Source organism: Stenotrophomonas sp. STEN008 (assembly GCF_056760435.1).
In genome coordinates this window covers 64,765-85,244 of the sequence record NZ_JBRRET010000009.1, presented here as the reverse complement: position 1 = coordinate 85,244, position 20,480 = coordinate 64,765, and the positions used below count along the sequence as shown (strand labels likewise).

At 67.4% G+C, this 20,480-nt stretch carries 19 protein-coding genes; 4 read left to right on the top strand and 15 right to left on the bottom strand.

From position 1 onward, the window contains the following. Positions 1-16: 16 nt before the first annotated feature. Both ACVOME_RS07005 and hisS read right to left on the bottom strand, forming a co-directional pair. On the bottom strand, positions 17-325 hold the full coding sequence (locus tag ACVOME_RS07005; RefSeq protein ID WP_074901503.1) for a YerC/YecD family TrpR-related protein: 309 nt from the start codon (positions 323-325) through the stop codon (positions 17-19). 188 nt (positions 326-513) lie between these two features. Further along, positions 514-1,911 (bottom strand): histidine--tRNA ligase, encoded by a 1,398-nt coding sequence (gene hisS, locus ACVOME_RS07000; RefSeq protein ID WP_053516730.1) that lies wholly within the window; start codon positions 1,909-1,911, stop codon positions 514-516. A gap of 138 nt (positions 1,912-2,049) precedes the next feature. On the opposite strand from hisS, the gene ACVOME_RS06995 reads away from it, so the two are divergent. Further along, positions 2,050-2,802, top strand: coding sequence for a Crp/Fnr family transcriptional regulator (locus ACVOME_RS06995; RefSeq protein WP_053516731.1), 753 nt, complete (start codon positions 2,050-2,052; stop codon positions 2,800-2,802). Between the two features lie 91 nt (positions 2,803-2,893). Here the strand turns inward: ACVOME_RS06995 and thrC are convergent, their stop codons facing one another. The 5 genes from thrC to ACVOME_RS06970 form a co-directional block, all read right to left on the bottom strand. Continuing rightward, on the bottom strand, positions 2,894-4,180 hold the full coding sequence (gene thrC, locus ACVOME_RS06990; RefSeq protein WP_065182706.1) for a threonine synthase: 1,287 nt from the start codon (positions 4,178-4,180) through the stop codon (positions 2,894-2,896). A gap of 29 nt (positions 4,181-4,209) precedes the next feature. Further along, positions 4,210-5,124, bottom strand: a complete 915-nt coding sequence (locus tag ACVOME_RS06985; RefSeq protein WP_065175578.1) for a homoserine kinase — start codon at positions 5,122-5,124, stop codon at positions 4,210-4,212. After that, positions 5,121-7,625, bottom strand: coding sequence for a bifunctional aspartate kinase/homoserine dehydrogenase I (thrA, locus tag ACVOME_RS06980; RefSeq protein WP_481504885.1), 2,505 nt, complete (start codon positions 7,623-7,625; stop codon positions 5,121-5,123). Before thrA ends, ACVOME_RS06985 begins: the two co-directional genes overlap by 4 nt. Before the next feature lie 357 nt (positions 7,626-7,982). Continuing rightward, entirely contained in the window at positions 7,983-8,933 is a 951-nt protein-coding gene (locus tag ACVOME_RS06975; protein ID WP_481504884.1) for a DMT family transporter, read from the bottom strand. A gap of 126 nt (positions 8,934-9,059) precedes the next feature. Continuing rightward, the gene (locus ACVOME_RS06970) at positions 9,060-9,755 is read right to left on the bottom strand and encodes a helix-turn-helix transcriptional regulator (protein WP_053516737.1); all 696 of its coding nucleotides are present in this window, start codon (positions 9,753-9,755) and stop codon (positions 9,060-9,062) included. 80 nt (positions 9,756-9,835) lie between these two features. Here ACVOME_RS06970 and ACVOME_RS06965 point away from each other — a divergent pair, with 80 nt between their 5' ends. Then, the gene (locus ACVOME_RS06965; RefSeq protein WP_065175574.1) at positions 9,836-10,609 is read left to right on the top strand and encodes a DUF6491 family protein; all 774 of its coding nucleotides are present in this window, start codon (positions 9,836-9,838) and stop codon (positions 10,607-10,609) included. Here ACVOME_RS06965 and ACVOME_RS06960 read toward each other — a convergent pair. The 6 genes from ACVOME_RS06960 to ACVOME_RS06935 form a co-directional block, all read right to left on the bottom strand. Further along, entirely contained in the window at positions 10,606-11,658 is a 1,053-nt protein-coding gene (locus ACVOME_RS06960) for a linear amide C-N hydrolase (RefSeq protein ID WP_481504883.1), read from the bottom strand. The two genes, ACVOME_RS06965 and ACVOME_RS06960, sit on opposite strands and share 4 nt — an antisense overlap. 83 nt (positions 11,659-11,741) lie before the next feature. Beyond that, positions 11,742-12,170: a BLUF domain-containing protein gene (locus ACVOME_RS06955; RefSeq protein WP_065182710.1), complete on the bottom strand. Its 429-nt coding sequence runs from the start codon at positions 12,168-12,170 to the stop codon at positions 11,742-11,744. An 89-nt stretch (positions 12,171-12,259) separates the two neighbouring features. Continuing rightward, positions 12,260-13,387: a hybrid sensor histidine kinase/response regulator gene (locus ACVOME_RS06950; RefSeq protein WP_053516742.1), complete on the bottom strand. Its 1,128-nt coding sequence runs from the start codon at positions 13,385-13,387 to the stop codon at positions 12,260-12,262. Next, positions 13,384-13,959 carry a chemotaxis protein CheB gene (locus ACVOME_RS06945; protein WP_053516743.1) on the bottom strand — a complete coding sequence of 192 codons (576 nt, stop codon included), beginning with the start codon at positions 13,957-13,959 and terminating at the stop codon, positions 13,384-13,386. Before ACVOME_RS06945 ends, ACVOME_RS06950 begins: the two co-directional genes overlap by 4 nt. Continuing rightward, positions 13,959-14,783, bottom strand: coding sequence for a CheR family methyltransferase (locus tag ACVOME_RS06940; protein WP_481504882.1), 825 nt, complete (start codon positions 14,781-14,783; stop codon positions 13,959-13,961). The genes ACVOME_RS06945 and ACVOME_RS06940 overlap by 1 nt, the downstream gene beginning before the upstream one ends. Beyond that, positions 14,780-17,881: a response regulator gene (locus ACVOME_RS06935; protein ID WP_481504881.1), complete on the bottom strand. Its 3,102-nt coding sequence runs from the start codon at positions 17,879-17,881 to the stop codon at positions 14,780-14,782. The genes ACVOME_RS06940 and ACVOME_RS06935 overlap by 4 nt, the downstream gene beginning before the upstream one ends. Before the next feature lie 152 nt (positions 17,882-18,033). On the opposite strand from ACVOME_RS06935, the gene ACVOME_RS06930 reads away from it, so the two are divergent. Together ACVOME_RS06930 and ACVOME_RS06925 are read left to right on the top strand one after the other, a co-directional pair. Next, positions 18,034-19,188, top strand: coding sequence for a two-component system sensor histidine kinase NtrB (locus ACVOME_RS06930; RefSeq protein WP_111186547.1), 1,155 nt, complete (start codon positions 18,034-18,036; stop codon positions 19,186-19,188). Next, positions 19,185-19,544, top strand: a complete 360-nt coding sequence (locus ACVOME_RS06925; protein WP_481504880.1) for a response regulator — start codon at positions 19,185-19,187, stop codon at positions 19,542-19,544. The genes ACVOME_RS06930 and ACVOME_RS06925 overlap by 4 nt, the downstream gene beginning before the upstream one ends. Before the next feature lie 15 nt (positions 19,545-19,559). Here the strand turns inward: ACVOME_RS06925 and ACVOME_RS06920 are convergent, their stop codons facing one another. Both ACVOME_RS06920 and ACVOME_RS06915 read right to left on the bottom strand, forming a co-directional pair. Next, on the bottom strand, positions 19,560-19,694 hold the full coding sequence (locus ACVOME_RS06920; RefSeq protein WP_258012811.1) for a hypothetical protein: 135 nt from the start codon (positions 19,692-19,694) through the stop codon (positions 19,560-19,562). A gap of 132 nt (positions 19,695-19,826) precedes the next feature. Further along, positions 19,827-20,009: a hypothetical protein gene (locus tag ACVOME_RS06915; RefSeq protein WP_053516755.1), complete on the bottom strand. Its 183-nt coding sequence runs from the start codon at positions 20,007-20,009 to the stop codon at positions 19,827-19,829. Positions 20,010-20,480 lie beyond the last annotated feature (471 nt).

The following is a 20,480-nucleotide window of genomic DNA, read 5'->3' as shown; positions in this document are numbered from 1 at the left end:
CGGTACGGGGCGCGGATCAGCGCGAGGCCAGACGGTCGATGGCGGCGGCATAGCCTCGATGGCCATGCTCGAGCGAGCGCGCCACCCGCCCGGTGGTGGTCACGCTGACCCCGGTGCGCTCGTGGATCTCGCGGTATGGCACCCCCTGCTGCAGCAGCGGCACCACTTTCCAGCGGTCGGCCATGGCCTCCAGCTCGGCCGGAGTACACAGGTCACGCAGGAAAGCCATGACCTGCTCCGGCTCACGCAGGGCCGCGAACGCCTGGGCCAGGGCTTCCAGATCGGCCTGGGGGTCTTTGGCGGCGATGTCGGGGCGGGCTTTCACGGGGCGGATCTCTTGCATCAATGTAATAGCGCGCTAGTACATTAGCGCATTCTTGCGCAGTGCGTCAAACCACCCCATCGCCTCCACCCGAGCATTCAGGTTCCGGAAACGAAAAACGCCCGCCAGAGGCGGGCGTCATCCAGGTCAGCGCCGCCCCACCGGGAGAGCGGCGGCACGGCAATGTCAGTTCACACCATCACCTTCGACTGTTCCAGTTCCACCTGCAGGGTGCTGGCCAGCTCCTCGCGGGATACCTCGAACTGCTGCTCGCGGAGCAGATCCTTCACCGCCACCACCCCGCGCGCCAGTTCGTCCTCGCCGGCGAGCGCCACGAAGCGGATGCCCGCCTTGGCCGCGTACTGGAACTGCTTGCCGATCTTCTTCGGCTCCATCTGCACTTCGGTGTTGATGCCACCGGCCCGCAGGCGGCGGGCGATATCCAGTGACTGCGCCATGCCCTGCTCGTCCATCAGCGCCACCAGCGCCTGCACGCTGCTGGCCTCGATTCCGTCGATCAGGCCCGCCTCACGCAGCTGCCAGAACAGGCGCGACAGGCCGATCGAAATGCCGACGCCGGGCAGCTTCGACTTGCTGTAGTGGCTGGCCAGGTCTTCATAGCGGCCGCCGGAGCAGATCGAACCGATCTGCGGGTGGTCGGTCAGCGTGGTCTCATAGACGGTGCCGGTGTAGTAATCCAGGCCACGGGCGATGGAGAAGTTGAGGCAGTAGGCACTCTCCGGCACACCCAGCGCCTGCACCAGCTGCAGCACTTCGCGCAGCTCTGCCACGCCGGCACGCAGCGTTTCCGAGGACCCCGCAGCGTCCTCCAGCGCCGAAAGCTGGGCCAGCGCATCGGCATGCCCCTGCGAACGCACGGCCACGAATGCCAGGATCTTCTCGACCTGTCCGGCCGGAATGCCGAACCCGTCGCCCACCAGCGTCTCGCGCACGTAGTCGGCGCCCCGCTTGTCCAGCTTGTCCACTTCACGCAGCACCGCCAGCTGGCGCTCGCCCTCGGCCACGCCCAGGCTTTCGAAGAAGCCACGCATCAGCTTGCGGTTGTTCAACTGGATGCTGAAGTCTCCGATGCGCAGCTCCGAGAACACCGCGTGGATCACCGCCAGCACTTCGGCGTCGTACCGCACGCTCAGGCTGTCCTTGCCGATCACGTCGATGTCGCACTGGTAGAACTCGCGGAAACGGCCGCGCTGGGCACGCTCACCACGGTACACCCGCTGCATCTGGTAGCGCCGGAACGGGAACGTCAGTTCGTGCTCATGCTCAGCCACATAGCGCGCCAGCGGCACGGTCAGGTCGAAGCGCAGGGCCATTTCCGGAAGCGAGCGGTCACCCGACTCGGCGGCATTGGCCAGCGCACCGGTGGACTGCACGAAGTACACCTGGCGCTCGGTCTCGCCACCGGACTTGGTCAGCAGCACATCGGACAGCTCGAACACCGGCGTCTCCACCGGCAGGAACCCGAAGCGCTCGTAGTTGCGGCGGATGACGTCCAGCATGCGCTGGAACGCAATCTGCTCGCGCGGCAGCAGCTCAAGGGTGCCGGGCGGGGTACGGGGCTTGATCACGGGAGCAACTCCTGCTGGAACGGGACGTGGGAGGGGGCGACATTCTAGCGCCCTGGAGCGCGCGGCCGCCTGACGCAGGGTCGAACAGCCGCTTGAAGTATCATAAGGCCCTCCCCGCCCGCGATACGCCCACGCACCATGTCCCGGCCTTCCGGCGCCCCGTCCGCCAACAACGACACCGCCGGGCAGTCCTGCTCCACGCTGGACTGCCTGCACTGCTCGGTCCGCCACCTGGCGGTGTGTTCGGCGCTGTCTCCTGACGAAGTGCAGGCACTTGAACAGGTGACCGTCTCGCAGGCGGTGACGATGGGCAGCACCCTCGCCCGCACCGGCGAAGAGCGCCAGCATGTCTATACATTGACCGCCGGCGCACTGCGCCTGGTGCGGACGCTGGCCGACGGCCGCCGCCAGATCAATGGCTTCGTGCTGCCGGGCGACTACCTGGGCCTGAGCGGCAGCGACCATCACCGCTACGACATCGAGGCGATCGCTGACAGCCGGGTCTGCCGCGTCGCGCTGCCGCAGATGAAGGCGCTGCGCGGGCGTTATCCGCACCTGGAGCGCAAGCTGCTGCAACGCGCCTGCCAGGAGCTGGACGCTGCGCAGGATGCGGCCCTCGCCCTGGCGCGGCTGCAGCCCGCGGAAAAGCTGGCTGACTTCCTGCTGCGCCTGGCCGCGCGCGAGGCGCGACTGGGCGGCGACGGCCTGCGCGTCTCGCTGCCGATGGGGCGCGGCGACATCGCCGACCACCTCGGCCTGACCATGGAGACAGTCAGCCGCACCTTCACCAAGCTGCGTCAGCAGGCGCTGATCGCGCTGCCGCACCTGAACGTCGTGGAGATCCTCGACGAGGACGGGCTGCGCCAGCTGGCGGGCGACGTCCAGGGTTGAGCGTCGCGCCACGACCTGCGCCTGGTGGTACCGGCCGCCCCACCCTGCCCCTTGCTTCAGACGACACCGCGCCATGCCCGGCACCTGTGCGTCAGCGCAGCAGCACCTCGCGCAGCGCCGCATAGTCGGCAGCCAGCGGTTCCGCATGCGCGGGACGCTGCAGCAGCGCCGCCAGCGCCGGAGGCACCGGCACTGCTTCGCCGATCAATGGCTCCACCACCGCCTCGAACTTGGCCGGGTGCGCGGTTGCCACCACCGCCCAGTCGCCCTTCGCCCCGCCCGCGCGGAGGTCCTTCAGCACCTTCACTGCCGTCGCGGTATGCGGGCAGAACAGCTCGCCCCCGCTGGCGTGCGCACTGGCGATGGTGGCGCGGATGGTCACATCATCCACCGCGAAAGCACGGAAGGCTGCGCGCAGTTCGGCATCGTCGCCGTCGTACAGCCAGCGCAGGCGCTCGAAGTTGCTCGGCGCGCCCACATCCATCGCATTGGCAACCGTGGCGACACTGGCCTGTGGCTGATACGCGCCGCCCTCGAAGTACTTCGGCAGCACATCATTGGCATTGGTGGCCAGCACGATCTGGCCGATGGGAACCCCCAGCGTGCGTGCCAGCACCGCAGCCATCGCGTTGCCCAGGTTGCCGGTCGGCACCACCAGGTTTAGCCGGCGCCGATGCTGCCCATGATGGACGAGTGCCGCATGCGCGTAGTAGCTCATCTGTGGCAGAAGACGCCCTAGGCTGATGCTGTTGGCCGAACTCAGCGGCACGTCCGCCTGCAACGCCCGATCGGCCAGCGCCTGCTTGACCATGGCCTGGCAGTCGTCGAACGAACCCGCCACGCGCAGCGCCTGGATGTTGTCGCCGAAGCAGCCGAGCTGGTGCGCCTGGCGCGGCGATACCCGGCCATCCGGATACAGCACCACCACGCGCACGCCCGGTTGGCGATGGAAGGCCGCCGCCACGGCGGCACCGGTATCACCGGACGTGGCAACGACGATCGTCAGGTCGCGTCCCTTGCCCGCCTGCAGCCTCGACAGCGCGCCTGCCAGGAAACGTGCGCCGATGTCCTTGAAGGCCGCAGTGGGACCATGGAACAGCTCGAGGACGTAGTCGCCACCGCCAAGCGGACGCAACGGCACCGGAAAATCGAACGCCTCACGGCAGATCGAAGGCAGCGCCTCCTGCAGCGCGTCGCCGTCGAAGAAGGGTGCCAGCAGATCGGCGGCGGTTTCGGCGAGGGTCTCGCCCTGCTGCACATGATGCGGCGCAGGCAAGGCGCTGGGCACATACAGCCCCCCATCGGGGGCGAGGCCGGCGGCGATGGCGGCACTCAGGCCTACGGCCGGCGACTGGCCGCGGGTGGAAACGAATTGCATGGGATCGGCATCCAGTGAGAGGAAAGAAGTCAGCACAGTCGTGCTCCCGCCGCGTCCAACGGCGAGACCCACGCGTCACTGTCGAAGCCCGCAGCCGCAAATGCCGCGCGGACCTGCCCTGCGGCAGCCTGCGCCTGCACCGCATCTTCGAACCAGGCGAACACGCTGGGACCGGCACCGGATATACCCGCGCCCATCGCGCCCGCCGACAGCGCGGCGTCACGCGCTGCCTCGAATCCCGCGATCAGGCCGGCACGTCGTGGCTCGATCAGCACATCGCGCAAGCCTGCGCGCACCAGCGTGGCATCGCCGCGATGACAGCCACTGAGGACCAGGGCCAGATTCGCGCTCTGGGCGACAAACTCGCGCAGCGCGTAACTGCCCTGCAGCGCCTGCCGTGCCCTGCGCGTTTCCAGCACGGCATGCGGATGCACCAGCAGGCTGTGCCAGCACGCAGGCACCGGCACCGACACCACCCTGTCGGCGGTGCACAGCGCCAGCCCGCCCGCCAGCAACGGTCCGACGTTGTCGCCATGGCGACCGCCGCTGGCCACCGCTTCGCCGTCGAGCGCGTGCGGATACAGGGCGGCGCGTGGCAGCGGCGCATCCAGCAGCGCGTTGGCTGCAACCAGTGCCGCGACGCAGGATGCTGCTGAGCCACCCATGCCGGAGCCGAACGGAATGCCCTTGTCGATCTCCAGCTCGAACCCGTAGCCCAGGCCCAGGCCCTCGCGCAGTGACAGCAGTGCCGCGCCAGCCGTGTTGCCCGCTGCCTCCAGTGGAAGCTCGACCGCACTGCCACGGATCGCCGCGATACGCACCACAGGCTCATCGATGCGGCGCACGCTGACCGTGTCGCCGATACCGGCGATGGCATGGCCCAGAATGTCGAACCCCACTGCCACATTGGCCACTGATGCCGGTGCGAATGCACGTGCGATCACAGGCGCGCCCCTTCACCGGCCGCCACCCGCAGCAGGTCGGCAAACACGCCTGCAGCCGTGACCTCCGGTCCCGCGCCGGGCCCCTGCACCACCAGCGGATTCTCACAGTAGCGGCGGGTACGGAACTGCACCACGTTGTCGGTCAGGCGCAGGTTGGCGAACGCGTGTGCCGCCGGCAGCTCGTGCAGACCCACCGACGCGCCGTCCGCGTCAAGCCTGGCCACATAGCGCAGCACTGCGCCGCGCTCGCGCGCGTCCTGCAGGCGTTGCTGCAGTGATGCATCAGACTCGCCCACGCGGGCCATGAAGTCCTCGACGCTGCCTTCGCGAAGCAGCGCCGGCACCAGGCTTTCCACCTGCACCTGTTCAAGACTGAGTGCGTGGCCGGCCTCGCGCGCCAGGATCACCAGCTTGCGCGCGACATCCACGCCCGACAGGTCATCGCGGGGATCCGGCTCGGTGTAGCCCATCGAACGCGCCTGCGCCACCAGCGAGGAGAACGGCTGGCTGCCGTCGAAGCGGTTGAACAGCCAGGCCAGCGTGCCCGAGAAAATGCCTTCGATGGCCAGCACCTCGTCGCCGGTATCGACCAGGTCGCGCAGCGTGGTGATCACCGGCAGGCCGGCGCCCACCGTCGCCTCATAGCGGAAGCGCGCGCCGCTGGCAGCCGCCGCCGCACGGATCCGCTGGTAGCGCGACAGCGGGCCGGCGCCTGCCTGTTTGTTCGGGGTGACCACATGGATGCCCGCGGCCAGCCAATCGGCATAGCGCTCGGCGACCTCGCTGCTGCCACTGCAGTCGATCACCACCGCATGCGGCAGGTGCGCGGCCAGCAGGTGCTCAGTGAAGCGGTCGAGATCGCTGGCCTCACCGCCCGCCTGCAGCGCCTGCCGCCAGTCGGCATGCAGACCATCGGCCTCCAGCCGCATCCGCGAACGCGATGCCAGTGCACGCAGGCGCAGATCGACATTGGCCTTGGCCAGCAGCTGCGGGCGCGCCGCCAGCAACTGATCCAGCAGCGCGGCACCGACGTTGCCCGGCCCGATCACGCCCACCGCGAACGTCTGCGGCGACAACCAGAATCCGGCGTGGGCGGCGCGCAGCGCGCGCGTCGCGTCAGCGCTGTCCACGGCCACCGAGATGTTGCGCTCGGAGGAACCCTGGGCGATCGCCAGGATATTGACCTGCGCCCGGCCGAGCGCCTCGAACAGGCGCGCAGCCACACCGGGCTGGCCCGCCATGCCATCGCCCACCGCCGCCAGCACGCTGACCCCTTCGTGGACCTGTACGCGCTGCACCTGGCCGACCGACAGTTCATGGGCAAAGGCCTGCAGCAACGCTCCGCGGCCACGGCCCGCTTCGGCAGCCCGCACCACGCAGCAGATCGAGTGCTCCGAAGAACCCTGCGAGATCATCACCACCGACACCTGCGCCTGGCGCAACGCTGCGAATACGCGCTCGGCGGTGCCAGGCACGCCGATCAGGCCGGTCCCCTCGAGATTCAGCAGGGCCAGGTCGGGACTCAGCGTGAGCCCCTTCACCGGTCCGCGCGGCGAGCGCTCGGCGCTGATGCGCGTACCCGGGTGGGTCGGCTGGAAGGTGTTGCGGATGAAGATCGGCAGCCCGAGCCGGATCGCCGGCGACATCGTCTGCGGGTGCACCACTTTCGCGCCGAAGTACGCCAGCTCGCAGGCTTCGTCGTAGCTCAGCGACTCCAGCTGCACCGCCTCCGGCACCAGTCGCGGGTCGGCCGACAGCACACCATCGACATCGGTCCAGATGTGCAGCTCGTCGGCATTGAACAGCGCGGCGAAGATCGCGCCGGAGTAGTCACTGCCGTTGCGGCCAAGCGTGGTGATGCGGTCGTTGCGGTCCCGGGCGACGAACCCGGTGGCGACCACGCGCGTCTGCGGATGCTGCAGGCGCCATTTCGCCAGACGGTCGGCGCTGGCTTCCCAGTCCACATCCACGCCCAGCTCGCCGTGGCCGACCACGAGCACGTCGCGTGCATCAAGGACGGCGCAGTCCTCGCCGCATGCGCGCAGGTACGTACCCAGCAGCTGCGCGGAGAACACCTCTCCCAGGCCCTGCACGCGGTCGAGCACTTCACGCGGCAGCTCCCCGATTACGGTCAGCGCGGCCAGCACTTCGGACAGCTGCTCGAAACGCGCGTCGATCCACTCCACGGTGTCGCCCACCTGTTCGCCGAGCAGGGCCACCGCAGCCCCACGATGGCGGGCACGCAACGCATGCCAGGCCTCGCGCCACCCCTCGTCTCCCCGCGCCGCAAGCTGGGCCAGTTCAATCAACGCATCGGTGACGCCCTTCATGGCCGAGACAACGGTGACCTGCTGCGATTCGGGGCGGGCCCGCAGCAGGCTGCCGACATGGCGGTAGCGCTCGGCGTCGGCCACCGAAGTGCCGCCGAACTTGTGCACGACCGTGGACGGCGCGGCCAGCTCGGCCGGGGCAACAGGAGGGGGGAGAACGTGGGAAGACATGCAGACCTCGGCAGGAGGCCCCGTCGCATGCAGGTGTCGAGTTTCCCCGCCACCTGGATGGTGCGGGGCCGTGGTTTTCGGGAGTTACACGAAGACGACGGGCCGCACCAGGGCAGTGGTGACGGTGGTGGTGGTAATGGTGGTGATGGCGGCCGGTGCAGTCGGACGCCCCGCGATAGCGGGTGCAATCAGACTGACGGTGGCGGCATCAAGGACCATGACGGACAGAAAACACTGTTCAGCCCGCTGCTGTCAAGTGCTGCAGCGCAAAAACTCCCTGCGCCGATCATCTGCCAACGTGCCGTCATTTGGTTGCAACTGAGACAAAGCAGCGATCGTCGACTCTGAGATGGCCATTCAGCCGGCATGTTCGGCGATCGCGCGTGGCGCGCGGTGAGCGCGCGCGCACAGCATCACTCCCGCCACCAGGAACACGATCGCCAGTGCCTCCAGCACGGTTGGCCAGCGCTGCTGCCAGGCAAATGCGTACAGCAGCGCGAACAGGGTTTCGAACACGATCATCTGCCCGGTCAAAGTCAGCGGCAGCAGACGGCTGGCACGGTTCCAGAATGCGTTGCCCACGATCGACGCCACGACCGCGACACCTGCGCTGATGGCCCAGAATGCGCCCCATTGTGCGGCCGTATGGCTGCCGGCGGACCCGGCGAAGGCCATCGGTACCAGCAGCAGGGACAACCCGCCGGTGGTGACACCCGTCAGCAACGACCAGTCATGGCTGGACAGATCCGGGCGCCGCGCCAGCCAGCGGCTGTTGCCGATCGAGTACAACGCCCACGAGAACAGTGCACCGAAGGCACACAGCAGGCCGATCAGGCGCTGCCGCCAGGGCGTCGCCAGGTGTTCGGACATCAGCGCCTCCCACCCGACCAGGGCCACGCCGAGCACGCACAGCGCCAAGGCGGGCAACAGCTGCTTCAGGGGAACCGCCCCCTGCTCGCGCACGCCCACCAGGGTCACCACGACCGGAATCAGGCCGACGATCAGCGAGGCCGCAGCGCCACCGGCCCACTGCACGGCCGTGGCCAGCAGCAGGAAGTACACCAGGTTGCCCGCCAGGCTCAGCCACAGCAGGCCGTACCATTCCGCGCGCCCCAGCCTCGGCGCCAGCCGCATCCAGCGCGGCAGCAGCAGGATCACGGCGATGAGGCCATAGACCAGATAACGGCCGGCAGACAGCTGCAGGGCATTGAACGTGTGCAGCACGGCGGGGGCCAGGAACACCACGCCCCACAGCGCGCCCGCGGCTACGCCATTGGCGATGCCCAGGACCATCGGATTGTTGCGCATTGCGGATTCTTCGGGGGAGAAGAGGCCGCGCAGTGTAGCCGCCCACCGGACGACCTCTCTTGACCCAGGCTATTGCTGTCCCGGCAGCGCCGGACGCACTCGGCGGCGTTCCCGCAGCGCCATGGATCAGAGGCTGCCCCGCCGCCAGGCCGCAGGGGTTACGCCGCTCTCCCGGCGCAGCGCTCGGGTCAATGCGCTCTGTTCGGAATACCCCGCGGCCAGCGCAATCTCGCTGATCGGCAGCGCACTGGTCCGCAGCTGGTGCTTGGCCCAGCGCAGGCGGCAGGCACTGACCCAGGCCTGCGGACTCAAGCCGAATTCGCGCTGGAACAACGCATGCAGCCGGCTTTCGCTGACGCCGACGAATGCCGCCATGCGCGCGACCGGCCAGGGCTGCCCCGGGTCGGCCTGTACCGCCGTGCACAGCCCCTGCATGCGCGCGCCACTGCCTGCCGGTGCAAACACCCTCAGCAAGGCAGGCAGCAGCAACGGCAGCGGCTGCCCCTGCCGCACCTCGGCCAGCCCCTGGCGCAGGGCCAGCGGCAGATGCAGCCACCGCTGCCTGCACAGGTGCTCCTGCGTGTCGTCGTCCAGAACATCCGGACCGCAATCAACGATCACGAAACCGTTCGGACCCTCCGCCATCTGGTCATGCGCCTCGCCGGCGGCCACGAATGCGCCCTGCAGAAGGTCCAGCCGGCCGCCCCGCCCTTCCAGCTCGAACTGCAGCTCGCCCTGCAGTGGCAGCACCCATTGCGCGTAGTCGTGGCGATCCAGGCCGGTGGCCTGGCCATAGTGCCGGAGGTGGAAAATGGCGCCCATTCGGCAAGTCTGCGCGCCTGACACCGGCGGTGCAATTGACTGCTATAGTCGGGCCGTCTATCCAGCAAGGAGTGCAGGTCATGGCATATCGACAGGTTTCCCTGGCTCTGGCCGCGAGCATCGGCCTGTCCCTTTCCGTCACCGCCAGCGGGCAGGAACGCCGGGCGCCGGCACCGCACTGCCTCGACGCCGTGGGCGTGCAGGAGGTGGAGCAGGCCTCGCCGCGCTCGATCGCCGTCCGCGCCGCGTCCGGCCAGGCCTACCGGATCGACTTCAGCGAAGACTGCCCGAACGTGCGTGCGGCCACCTCCCTGAAGCTGGAAGCGCCGGCAGGCTGGGCCTGCGGCCGCCCCAGCGAACGCGTTGTCGTGGACGGGCACAGCTGCGCGGTCAGCGCGGTCAGTCCAGTGCAGAACCGCGACTACGCCACTGTCGCCCGTGACAGTGACCGCCTGAGCACCGCGACCCTGCCTGCGGTGACCATCAGCGAGCGGCGCGAGCAGCGCCGCAGCTTCGGCGGATCGCCCTCCTACTGTTTCGCAACCCGCAACGTCCGTGCCTGGTCCTCCGATCAGCAGGGGCTGCTGGTGGAGACCAATCCACGCCGCAATGGCGGCCACCGCTACTACCGCGTCGAACTGGGCGGCAGTTGCCGCCAGCTGGACCGCGCGCCTCAGGTCAGCTTCCAGTCCGGGCTGCAGAACGGCCTGATCTGCGGCAATCCCGGCGATCGCATCCTCAGTGCCGAGTTCGAGCCCGGCGACGAGCGCGGCCTGGGGCCGCTGCCGCTGTACACCCGCGGCAGCTGCCAGATCCAGGCGGTCTACCCGGCCGCGACCCAGGCGTCGAACTAGCTCCCGACACCGAGGAAGGTGAACGGTGCGCTGGGAACGAAATGCTCCAGCGCATCGCCGGAGAAGGTGTTGCGCTGGTCCTTGCCCAGGTCCAGCTTGAGCACCTTGCCACCGAAGTCGATCCTGTTGAGGTCCACCCAGAACGTATTCGGCGTCATCGCGGACTCGAAGAAGTACAGGCGTCGCTTGTGGTCGGCCACGGTGCGCCAACGCGTGGACGAGATATTGGGCTCGCCCGGCGTGGTGATTCCGTACGGCACCGAGACATTGCGGATCACACTGAACACACTGGCCAGTGCCACCACGGGGTCTTCCGCCTTGGGAATCGCATTGATGTAGAACGACGCGCGTGCAAAACGGTCGGCCGATCGGTTGGTGCCCGGCAGCATCACCGTGCCGCCGATCTGCTGCCAGTAGCTGTTGAGCGCAAGCTGATGCTCGAAGATGGGCGAATTCGTCATCACCTGGTAGCGGCGATCATGATGGATGACCTGACGGCCACCGATGTATTCCACGATCGCGCTGTCGCCGCTGGCATCGGACAGAGAGAGATGCAGGGTCGCCTGCCGGTCCTCGCCGGGCACCTTGTCGGTGACGATGGAGTACGGCTCGCGCTGCAGCGCCGCCACGGCCTCTGCGACTGTCGCGAAATTATCCAGCAAGTACTGCGCCCACAATGAAATGGCCAGGCCGGGCTTGCTGCCGCGCTGCTGCGGATACTCCGATTCCACCAGCCATAGCAGATTGGCGACCAGCCCCTTCTCGTTCATGCCATCGGTGGTCGACACGTCGTAGCCGGTGGCCACCACACTGCCGTACCGTGCAGTCCATGCCAACGACTTCGGCCCGGCCTCGCCGGTCCGTGCAATTCCGCGCGGCAACACGTACAGGTTGGTCGCCACATCGACCTTCCAGTCCATCGACCGCGCCGTGATCACATCGCCGTTGTCACCCAGATAGACCGCACGTGTGCAGGCCAAGGCAGGCATTGCAGCGCCTGCCAGGGCCGCCACCAGCAGCGCGGCCCCTGTGAGTTTCATCCGTACCATGTTGCCCCCTTCCATGCCCTGGAGGTCCAATCTCAGCGCATGCAGGGTGAGACAGCGGTGAAGCCCGGCGCCCCTGCCGCGACTCAGCCGGCGTGGAGCGCCGGCTGCACGATATCGGCGAGCAGGTCCACCGCCGTCGGCGCCGCGCGGTCGCCCTGCAGCGCACGGCTGAATCCGGCCCAGTCGCCCACCGTGAGTCCATGCAGCATGGACGCCTCCACCTGCAGGACACGCATCGCCCAATAGGGAAACTGGCGCTGGCCAAGCCTGCTGCGCGCCAGCTCGACGATGTCGGCATGGCTGCCGGCCTGCAGGATGCGCTCATACACCGAATCAATGCCATCCGGCGGCCCTTCGATGTACTGCAGGAAGCGCCCGCCATCATGCAGCAGCACCCCGGTCACGCCAGCCAGCTTGTTGAAACGGGCGGCGTCGTCCACCAGCGCCTGCAGGCGATCTGCGGAAAGATCCGGCAGCGCCTGGCTGACGTAGGCGATGGCTCGCAATGGCATAGCGCTTCCCTGGCAAGATGTGCAGCCACGGTAGCAGTTGCGGATGAGCCCGTCATAACGCTGCGCCCCGCTTGCTGAAGAATTCAGGTTCAGGCCATGTCCGGTCCACCGCACCGCCGCGGCAGTGCTGCCTCCAGCACGACCTGCCCTGCGTCGTTGCGCGCGGTCAATCGACCGCCGTGAGCGCGCACGAACTGATCGACGATGTACAGCCCCAGGCCGAGGCCCTTGCTCTGGTGGAAGCTGGCCTTGAAGGGCTCGAACAGCCGCGGCAGCAGCGCCGCGTCGATGTGGCCGGCATTGCTGACCCGCAACACCACCCGCTGCGGGTCACGCCCGTCCAGTTGGACATGCGCTTCGCCGGCATGCGTCAGTGCGTTGCCGATCAGGTTCGATGCGACCTGCCCCAACCGGTCCATGTCGCCCTGCAGGACGGTATCGCCCTGCGCCTGGAAGCGGATCCGCTCGAGTCCGTGGGCACTGCCCGCCTCCGCAATGACCGCGCGGGCCAGGGCGTCGAGGTCGCAGGTCGTGGTCTGCAATCGCAGGCCGCCGCTGCGGATGCGCGAGAAGTCCAGCAGCTGCTCGACCATCCGTGCCATGCGCAGCGTGCTTGCTTCCAGGTGCTGCAATGTCTGCTGTGCAGCGGAATTGCCCGCAGGCAGTTCCAGGCTGAGCTTGTCCGCGCAGAGCAGGATGGCTGACAGCGGCGTCCGCAGGTCGTGGGTAAGCACCGCGGCCATGGTCTCGTTCAACTTCAGCGCGCGCTCCAGGGCTTCGTTGCGCACCTTCAGCAGCTGCCGCTGCTGGTACAGCTCGATGAACACATTGACCTTTCCGAGGATCACCTGCGGCGCCACCGGCTTGTGCAGGAAATCCACCGCGCCGGTTTCGTATCCCTTGAACGCGCGCACCGGATCATCCGGCGACGCGGTGAGGAAGATGATCGGCACGTCGCGGCTGCGCAGCGAGCCCCGCATCAGTTCCGCCAGCGTGAAGCCGTCGATCTCGGGCATGTGCACATCCAGCAGCGCCAGCGCCACCTCGTGCTCGAGCAGCAGTTCGAGCGCCTGGGCGCCGGAGCTGGCCAGCAGCAGGTTGACGCCCTCGCGCTGCAGCAGTGCCTGCATCGCCACCAGGTTCTGTGCAACGTCATCGACGATCAACAGGTTGACCGGGGCCTGGGCCTGCGCAGGGTCCGGTGGCAACAGGTTCATGAAAACAACTCCTTCAAGCGGCGACACATCAGTTCAAGGGGCAGCACCGCATCGGCGCCGGCATGCTGCAGGGCCGAGGCCGGCATCATCGAAGCTTCGGCCTCTTCGGGGCATTGCAGCCAGGCGCGACCTCCCGCCTCGCGCACTGCCGCCACGCCCTCGGAGCCATCACTGCTGGCGCCGGTCAGCAGCAGTGCCAGCACGCGCGGACCAAACACCGCCGCGGCCGATTCAAACAGGGGGTCGATGGCCGGACGCGAATACAGCACAGGGGGATCGATCGACAGGGCAACCGAGGACCGGTCTTCCACCAGCAGGTGATAGTCCGGCGGCGCAAACGTCACCGTACCGCGCTCTATCGGCTGCTTGTCCTCCGCCTCGCGCACCGGCACCGCGCAATGCGGCGCCAGCACCTCGACGATGCGGCTGTTGCGGTCACGGGGCACATGCAGAACCACCAGCACCGGCACCGACAGGCCCGCCGGCAGCGCCTGCACGATGGCCTGCAGGGCAGCGACCCCGCCAGCGGATGCACCGACCACCATCACCTCCGGCAGACCGGCGTCATTCATCAGGCGACCTTCCGGTACAGCCGATGTTCGCGCGAACACACGTCGAACGCGTCGTGATGGCAACCGAACTGCAGCGACTCCTTGCTGCCCAGGCCGAGGAAGCCACGATGCACGAGCGCTTCCCGGAACAACCCCACGGCCCGGTCCTGCAGGTCCCGGTTGAAATAGATCAGCACATTCCGGCACGACACCAGGTGCACCTCGGAGAACACCGTGTCCGTCGCCAGGCTGTGGTCGGCGAACATGATGTTGCGTCGCAGGTGACGGTCGAACACGGCCCCGTCATACGCCGTCGAATAGTAGTCCGACAACGACGCCCTGCCCCCCGCCGCCAGATAATTGCGGCTGAACTGCGCCAGGCGATCGATCGGGTATGCGCCGGCCTCGGCGGTCACCAGGGCCCCGGGATTGATATCGGTGGCATAGACGATGCTGCGCTCCAGCAGCCCTTCTTCGTGCAGCAGCACCGCCAACGACCACACCTCCTCGCCCGTGCTGCAGCCCGCCACCCACAGCTTCACCGAAGGATAGGTGCGCAGCACCGGCACCACCTGCTCGCGCAGGGTGCGGAAATATGCCGGGTCCCGGAACATTTCCGAGACCTGCACGGTGAAGAACTGCATCGCCTGCGTGAAAAGCTCCGGCTCGTGGAGCAGGCGATGCTGCAGGTCCGACAGCTTCTGGCACTCGTAGCGCTGCATGGCCTGACGCATGCGCCGTCGCAGCGACGACACCGCGTAGCTGCGGAAGTCGTAGTGGTAGCGCTGATAGATCGCCTCCAGCAGCACCTTCAGCTCCAGGTCGAACAAGGCCTGCTCGTTCATTGACGCGAGCACCACACCCGGCACAGCGAAACCAGCTTGTCGACATCGATCGGCTTGGCGATGTAGTCGTTGGCGCCGGCCTGCAGGCAACGCTCGCGGTCATCGGGCATGGCCTTTGCGGTCAACGCGATGATCGGGAGATCCTGCAGGTGGCGCTGCGCACGGATCTCGCGCATCGCCGTCAGACCATCCTTCTCCGGCATCATGATGTCCATCAGCACCAGGTCCACCTCGCGCTGCGCCAGCCGATCGACCGCCTCCTGGCCGTTGCGCGCGATCTCGAGGTTGACACCCAGCGGCTCGAGCACGCTCGACAGCGCGAAGATGTTGCGCACATCATCCTCGGCCAGCAGTACGGTGCGCCCATCAAGGATGGTGTCGCGCCGGCGCGCCTCGCGCAGCAGGCGCTGCTGATCGGTGGGCAGGCTCGCCTCCACGCTGTGCAGGAACAGGGTGACCTCGTCCAGCAGGCGCTCGGGAGAGCGCGCACCCTTGATGATGATGCTCTTGGAATAACGACGCAGCCGTTGTTCTTCCTCGCGGCTGAGCGCACGTCCGGTGTAGACGATCACCGGCGGGAAGCCGACGTCATCATTGCCGGCCATGTGTTCAAGCAGGTCGTAACCGCTGCCGTCCGGCAGGGAAAGATCCATCACCATGCAGTCGAACGTGACACTGCTGAGCTGCTCCAGCGCTGCGGCCAGTGTGCCGACGGCGACGATCTGCAGTTGATCACGCCCCAGCAGCAGCTCCAGGTTGCGCCTCAGCTCGCTGTCATCCTCGACGATCAGCAGGCGCCTGACATCGCGTTGGCTGGTCTGCTCGAGCTGCTCGATGGCCGCCGCCAGCCGCTCGCGCGTGGTCGGCTTGATCGCATAGCCGATCGCGCCCAGCTCACGGGCCACTTGGCTGCGGTCCATCGCCGAGACCACGTGCACGGGGATGTGCCGCGTGTCCGGGTTGCGCTTCAGACGCTCCAGCACGCTCAGACCTGACACGTCGGGCAGGCCGATGTCGAGCAGGATGCCGTTCGGCCGTAGTTCGGCAGCCAGCGCCAGCGCCTCCTCTGCCGTGCCGGCAACCACGCAGTCGAAGTCCAGTTCATGCGCCAGCACCACCAGCGCTTCGGCGAATGCCACGTCGTCCTCCACCGCCAGGATCAGGCGTCCCATGCGCTGCCGCCGGCCACGATCATCTGGAACGTGTGTGGCAGCTGCGGGCGGGGGCGCAGGCGCAGTGGGCGCCATCTGTGCAACCACCGGACGCGCTGCCGGAGTGGCCACGTGGGCGGGCTCCGCTCCCGGCTCCGGCGCGGACACGGGGGCGCCCTGCAGCGGAAGCTCCAGCACGAAGCAGCTGCCACGCCCCGGTTCGCTGTCCACCTGGATTTCACCGCCCATGCGGGCAGCCAGGTCGCGCGAGATCGACAGGCCCAACCCGGTGCCGCCATAGCGCCGGCGGGTACTGCCATCAGCCTGGCGGAAAGCCTCGAAGATCACCTGCAACTGCTCGCGCGCGATGCCGATGCCCGTATCACAGACCTCGAAGCGGATGCGGCCACTGCCGCCGGGACGCACCTGCAGGCTGACCTTGCCGTGCTCGGTGAACTTCAGTGCATTGGCCAGAAGGTTCTTCAGAATCTGCTGCAGGCGCTGGCTGTCCACCACCAGCTGACCCGGCGCCAGCGCATCGGCGCTGATCTCCAGGGCAAGCCCCTTCTGCCGCGCGATCGGATCGAAGGTCTCGCGCAGCCGCTGCAGCGCGCTGTCGACCGCGACCACTTCATCGCTCAGTTCGACATGCCCGGCTTCGATGCGCGACAGGTCGAGAATGTCATTGATCAGCGCCAGCAGATCGTTGTTCGACGACAGGATTGCCCGTGCGTACTTCACCTGCTCTTCGGTGAGCGTACCGTCCTTGTTGTCGGCCAGCAGCTTGGCCAGGATCAACGAGCTGTTCAGCGGCGTACGCAGCTCGTGCGACATGTTGGCCAGGAACTCGGACTTGTAGCGCGACGTCGCCGCCAGCTCGTTGCTGTTGCGCACCAGCTGGCTCTGCGCAACCAGCAGGGCCTGCTTCTGCGCCTCCAGCTCGTGCGTGCGCTCCTCAAGCTGTACGTTGCTCTGCTCCAGTTCGGCCTGCTGCTGTTCCAGATGGGTCTGCGACTGCAGCAGGCTGCGGCTCTGCTCTTCCAGCTCCTCGTTGGCCACGCGCAGTTCTTCCTGCTGGGCCTGCAGCTCCTCTCCCTGGCGCTGCGACTCCTCCAGCAGCACGACCAGCTGCGCGCGCAGCAGCGACGCCCGCAGGGCCATGCCGATGGTGTCGCCACAGCGCTCCAGCAGTTCGCGGTCCAGATCACGCTGTTCGCCGACGCTGGATCGACCCAGCTCGACGATGCCGACCACGGCACCGTCACTGGTGATCGGTGCAAGGATCCGCTCACGCACCGGAACCCGCCCCAGGCTGCTCTGGAGTTCAAGTACCGAGGCCTCATCGCCCTGCAGGTGGCGGGTGCGCAGGTCGCGCGCGACCTGTCCGGCCAGCCCCTCCTGCAGTGCCAGCGACGCCGGCATGCCGGCCGGCAACGCCAGTCCGCCCGTCAATTGCAGGCGGCCGCCCTCAAGCCGGTACACGGCGCCGACATCGGCCTGCAGCTGCGAGGCCAGGCTGGTCGCCGCCGCCTCGGCGATCTGCTCCGGCCCCAGGTCTCCCCGCAGGCTCATGGCCACGGCGTTCTCCGCCTCCTGCAGCCACAGGGCGCGCATGGCCTGCCGGCGCGCCTGGATGGCGCGGGACACGATCAGCGCGATCATCAGGAAGGCCGCACCGCCGATGGTGCGATTCACCAGCGAGAACGCCGAATTCGTGCTTGCCGGGGCAATGTGATAGCCCACCATCAGCAGCGCGCAGGCCAGCACCGCGACCACGAACGGTGCGCGTGCACTCCGCTGGAACACCGTCACGCCAACGGCCAGGAAGTAGGCCAGCCACACCGCATAACCCAGAGGCACGACAAGTTCCAACGCGATGGTTGCGGCCAGCAATGCGGCGGCAGTCATCCATATCCAGCGGTCGCGCGAGGTTGCACCGGGACGCATACGGGGCGATTCCAGAAGGCAAAGAAGTGCGTGATGGTACCCCGTGTCGTATTCAGCCGCATACGACCAATGGCACGGGCAATCCCTGCACACATCCTTCACACTGCAGTGCCTAGCTTTCCGGCCCTCACAGGGGTAATGCTCATTTCCACGTGGACGCACCCGCTTCTACGAGGTCCGCTCTGACGGACACTTCCCAACAGCTGCGCCTGCTGATAGACAGCGTGCGGGACCATGCGCTGTATCTGCTCGATCCCGAGGGCATCGTCTGCAGCTGGAACCCCGGGGCCGAACGCATCAAGGGGTATGCAGCCGACGAGGTCATCGGCACCCACTTCGGACGCTTCTACCTGCCTGCAGACCGCGAAGCCGGCGAGCCGCAGCGCCTGCTCCGGCTGGCCGCGCAGCAGGGTCATTGCTCCGCCGAAGGCTGGCGCGTCCGGCGCGACGGTGCCTCGTTCCGCGCCAGCATCGTGATCGAGCCGGTCCTGGAGAACGGCGAGCTGCTCGGCTACGTCAAGATCACCCGCGACATCACCGAACAGTGGCAGGCGCAGCGCCTGCTGCGTGACGCACAGCGTGCACTCCGGCAGACCCAGCAGTTCGAGACGGTCGGCCGGCTGAGTCGTGGGCTCTCGCATGAATTCAATAATCTGTTGACCACCATCGGCAACGCACTGGATCTGCTGGCGCTGCGCGTGGGCAGTGATCCGCGGGCCCACGAACTGCTTTCCACTGCACAGACCGCGACCGACCGCGGCGCATTGTTGACCCGCCAGTTGCTTGCCTTCAGCACCGGGCAGACCCTGATCCGTGAACCGGTGGACGTCAACGAACTGATCGTCGAGTCCTTGCCGGGCCTGCGGCGCGCGCATGCCTCGGGTACACTGCTGGGCACGGAACTGGCTCACGATCTGCCGCCGGTGTGCACCGACGCGCTGCAGCTGCAGACCGCCCTGGCGAACCTGGTCGCGAACGCTGTCGAAGCCACGGCCGATGGCGGCCACGTGCTGATCGCCACCGCACTGGAGCATCGCCTTGATCCGGATGGAGAGGCTGGCCAGCAGCGCCGATACGTGACGGTGAGCGTGCGTGACCAGGGGCGTGGCATGCCCGTCGATGTGGCGGAACGCGCGACAGAGCCTTTCTTCACCACCAAGGACATCGGCAAAGGCAGCGGACTGGGCCTGAGCCAGGTGTTCGGATTCACCACCCAGAGCGGCGGCTTCGTCGATGTCTCCACCACGCCAGGCGTCGGCACCACAGTCAGCCTGCTGTTACCCGCACTAGAGGAACCCGCCCCATGACCGATGATCCGATCCGCGTGCTGATGGTGGAGGACCAGACCGACCTGCGCGAAATGATAGGGCTGGCCCTGCGCGATTTCGGCATCGACGTGTCGACCACGGCCGACGGTCATGAAGCAGTGGCCCTGCTGCGCGGCGATACCCGCTTCGACGTGGTGTTCAGCGACGTCAGCATGCCCAATGGCATGTCCGGCATTGAACTGAGCGAACACGTCGCGCGCGACCAGCCGCACGCCCGCATGATCCTCTCCTCCGGCTATGCGCGTTCGCAGCTGCCTCCCCTGCCCGAACAGGTCGAGTTCCTGCCCAAACCCTATCGGCTGCGGCAACTGGTGGAGCTGCTCAGGCAGGACTGAGCCTCGCCAAGTGCGTCAGGGGAGTTTTTCCCTGTCCGCACGCCTGCTGCGGCCCCTGCGCCGACGGTGAACCCGGCTGCAGATTTCAAGAATTCCGAGCACGCAGGCGAACACCGCGGCCACTTTGCCAAGGGCGATCAGCAGGTGCATGGCGACTCCCGTCTGGACCGAAGGCGTGCAGGTGGCCGGGTACCCCTCCCGGCATTGGGGGCCACTGTAGGCCCGGCAAACCCATGCAGCCCGCAGACTGCTATGCGTTTCCGGCAAGAATCACCCGCGGACTCAGTCATCCAGAGAGTCGGCCTCGCCCGGTTTCCGGCTGATCCGTGATCTTCGCCAGCCGCCGTGGGAACGGAAGTAGCCGGTATCCCCGCTGACGGTATAGCGCAGCGCTGCCCACGCGGCGGCGACCAGGGAGGCCTGCCAGCCCCGCGCCTTGCGGAAGGCGTACTGGAAACGCCCCATCACCCGGCCGCCGGGGGGATGATCGGGAAGGCGGGGCGGCGTGCGCGTCCAGGGAAGACGGCATGGCCCACCCGGCAGCACAGGGGGACGGCGCCCGGTCCGACGCCAACGGACGTCACGGCATTGCGATTCATTCGGATCCTGCTGGTCATGGGGGAAGCGCTGCGCACGGCAGGCTCAAGGCCTGCCACGAGTCCCCCTGCCGACCCGTCACGCTGCAGTGAAACTGGGCGCTGAGCAGTTAGCCTTGTGTGAAAACGGCTTGCTTACCTGACTGGATGTTCAGGCTCCCCGCCCCTCTCGCGAACCCTCGGCCCTCACCAGAACGAAATAAGGGCTGTCAAGAACGAGAGTCTTAACAGTTCATGCTGTATGGTCACTGCATTCGGCTTCTCTTCGGCGCGAAATTCCTCGCCTCCGTGTCCAGCCCCTGACCGGCAAGACACATGACCACTCCTGTTGCATTCCGGA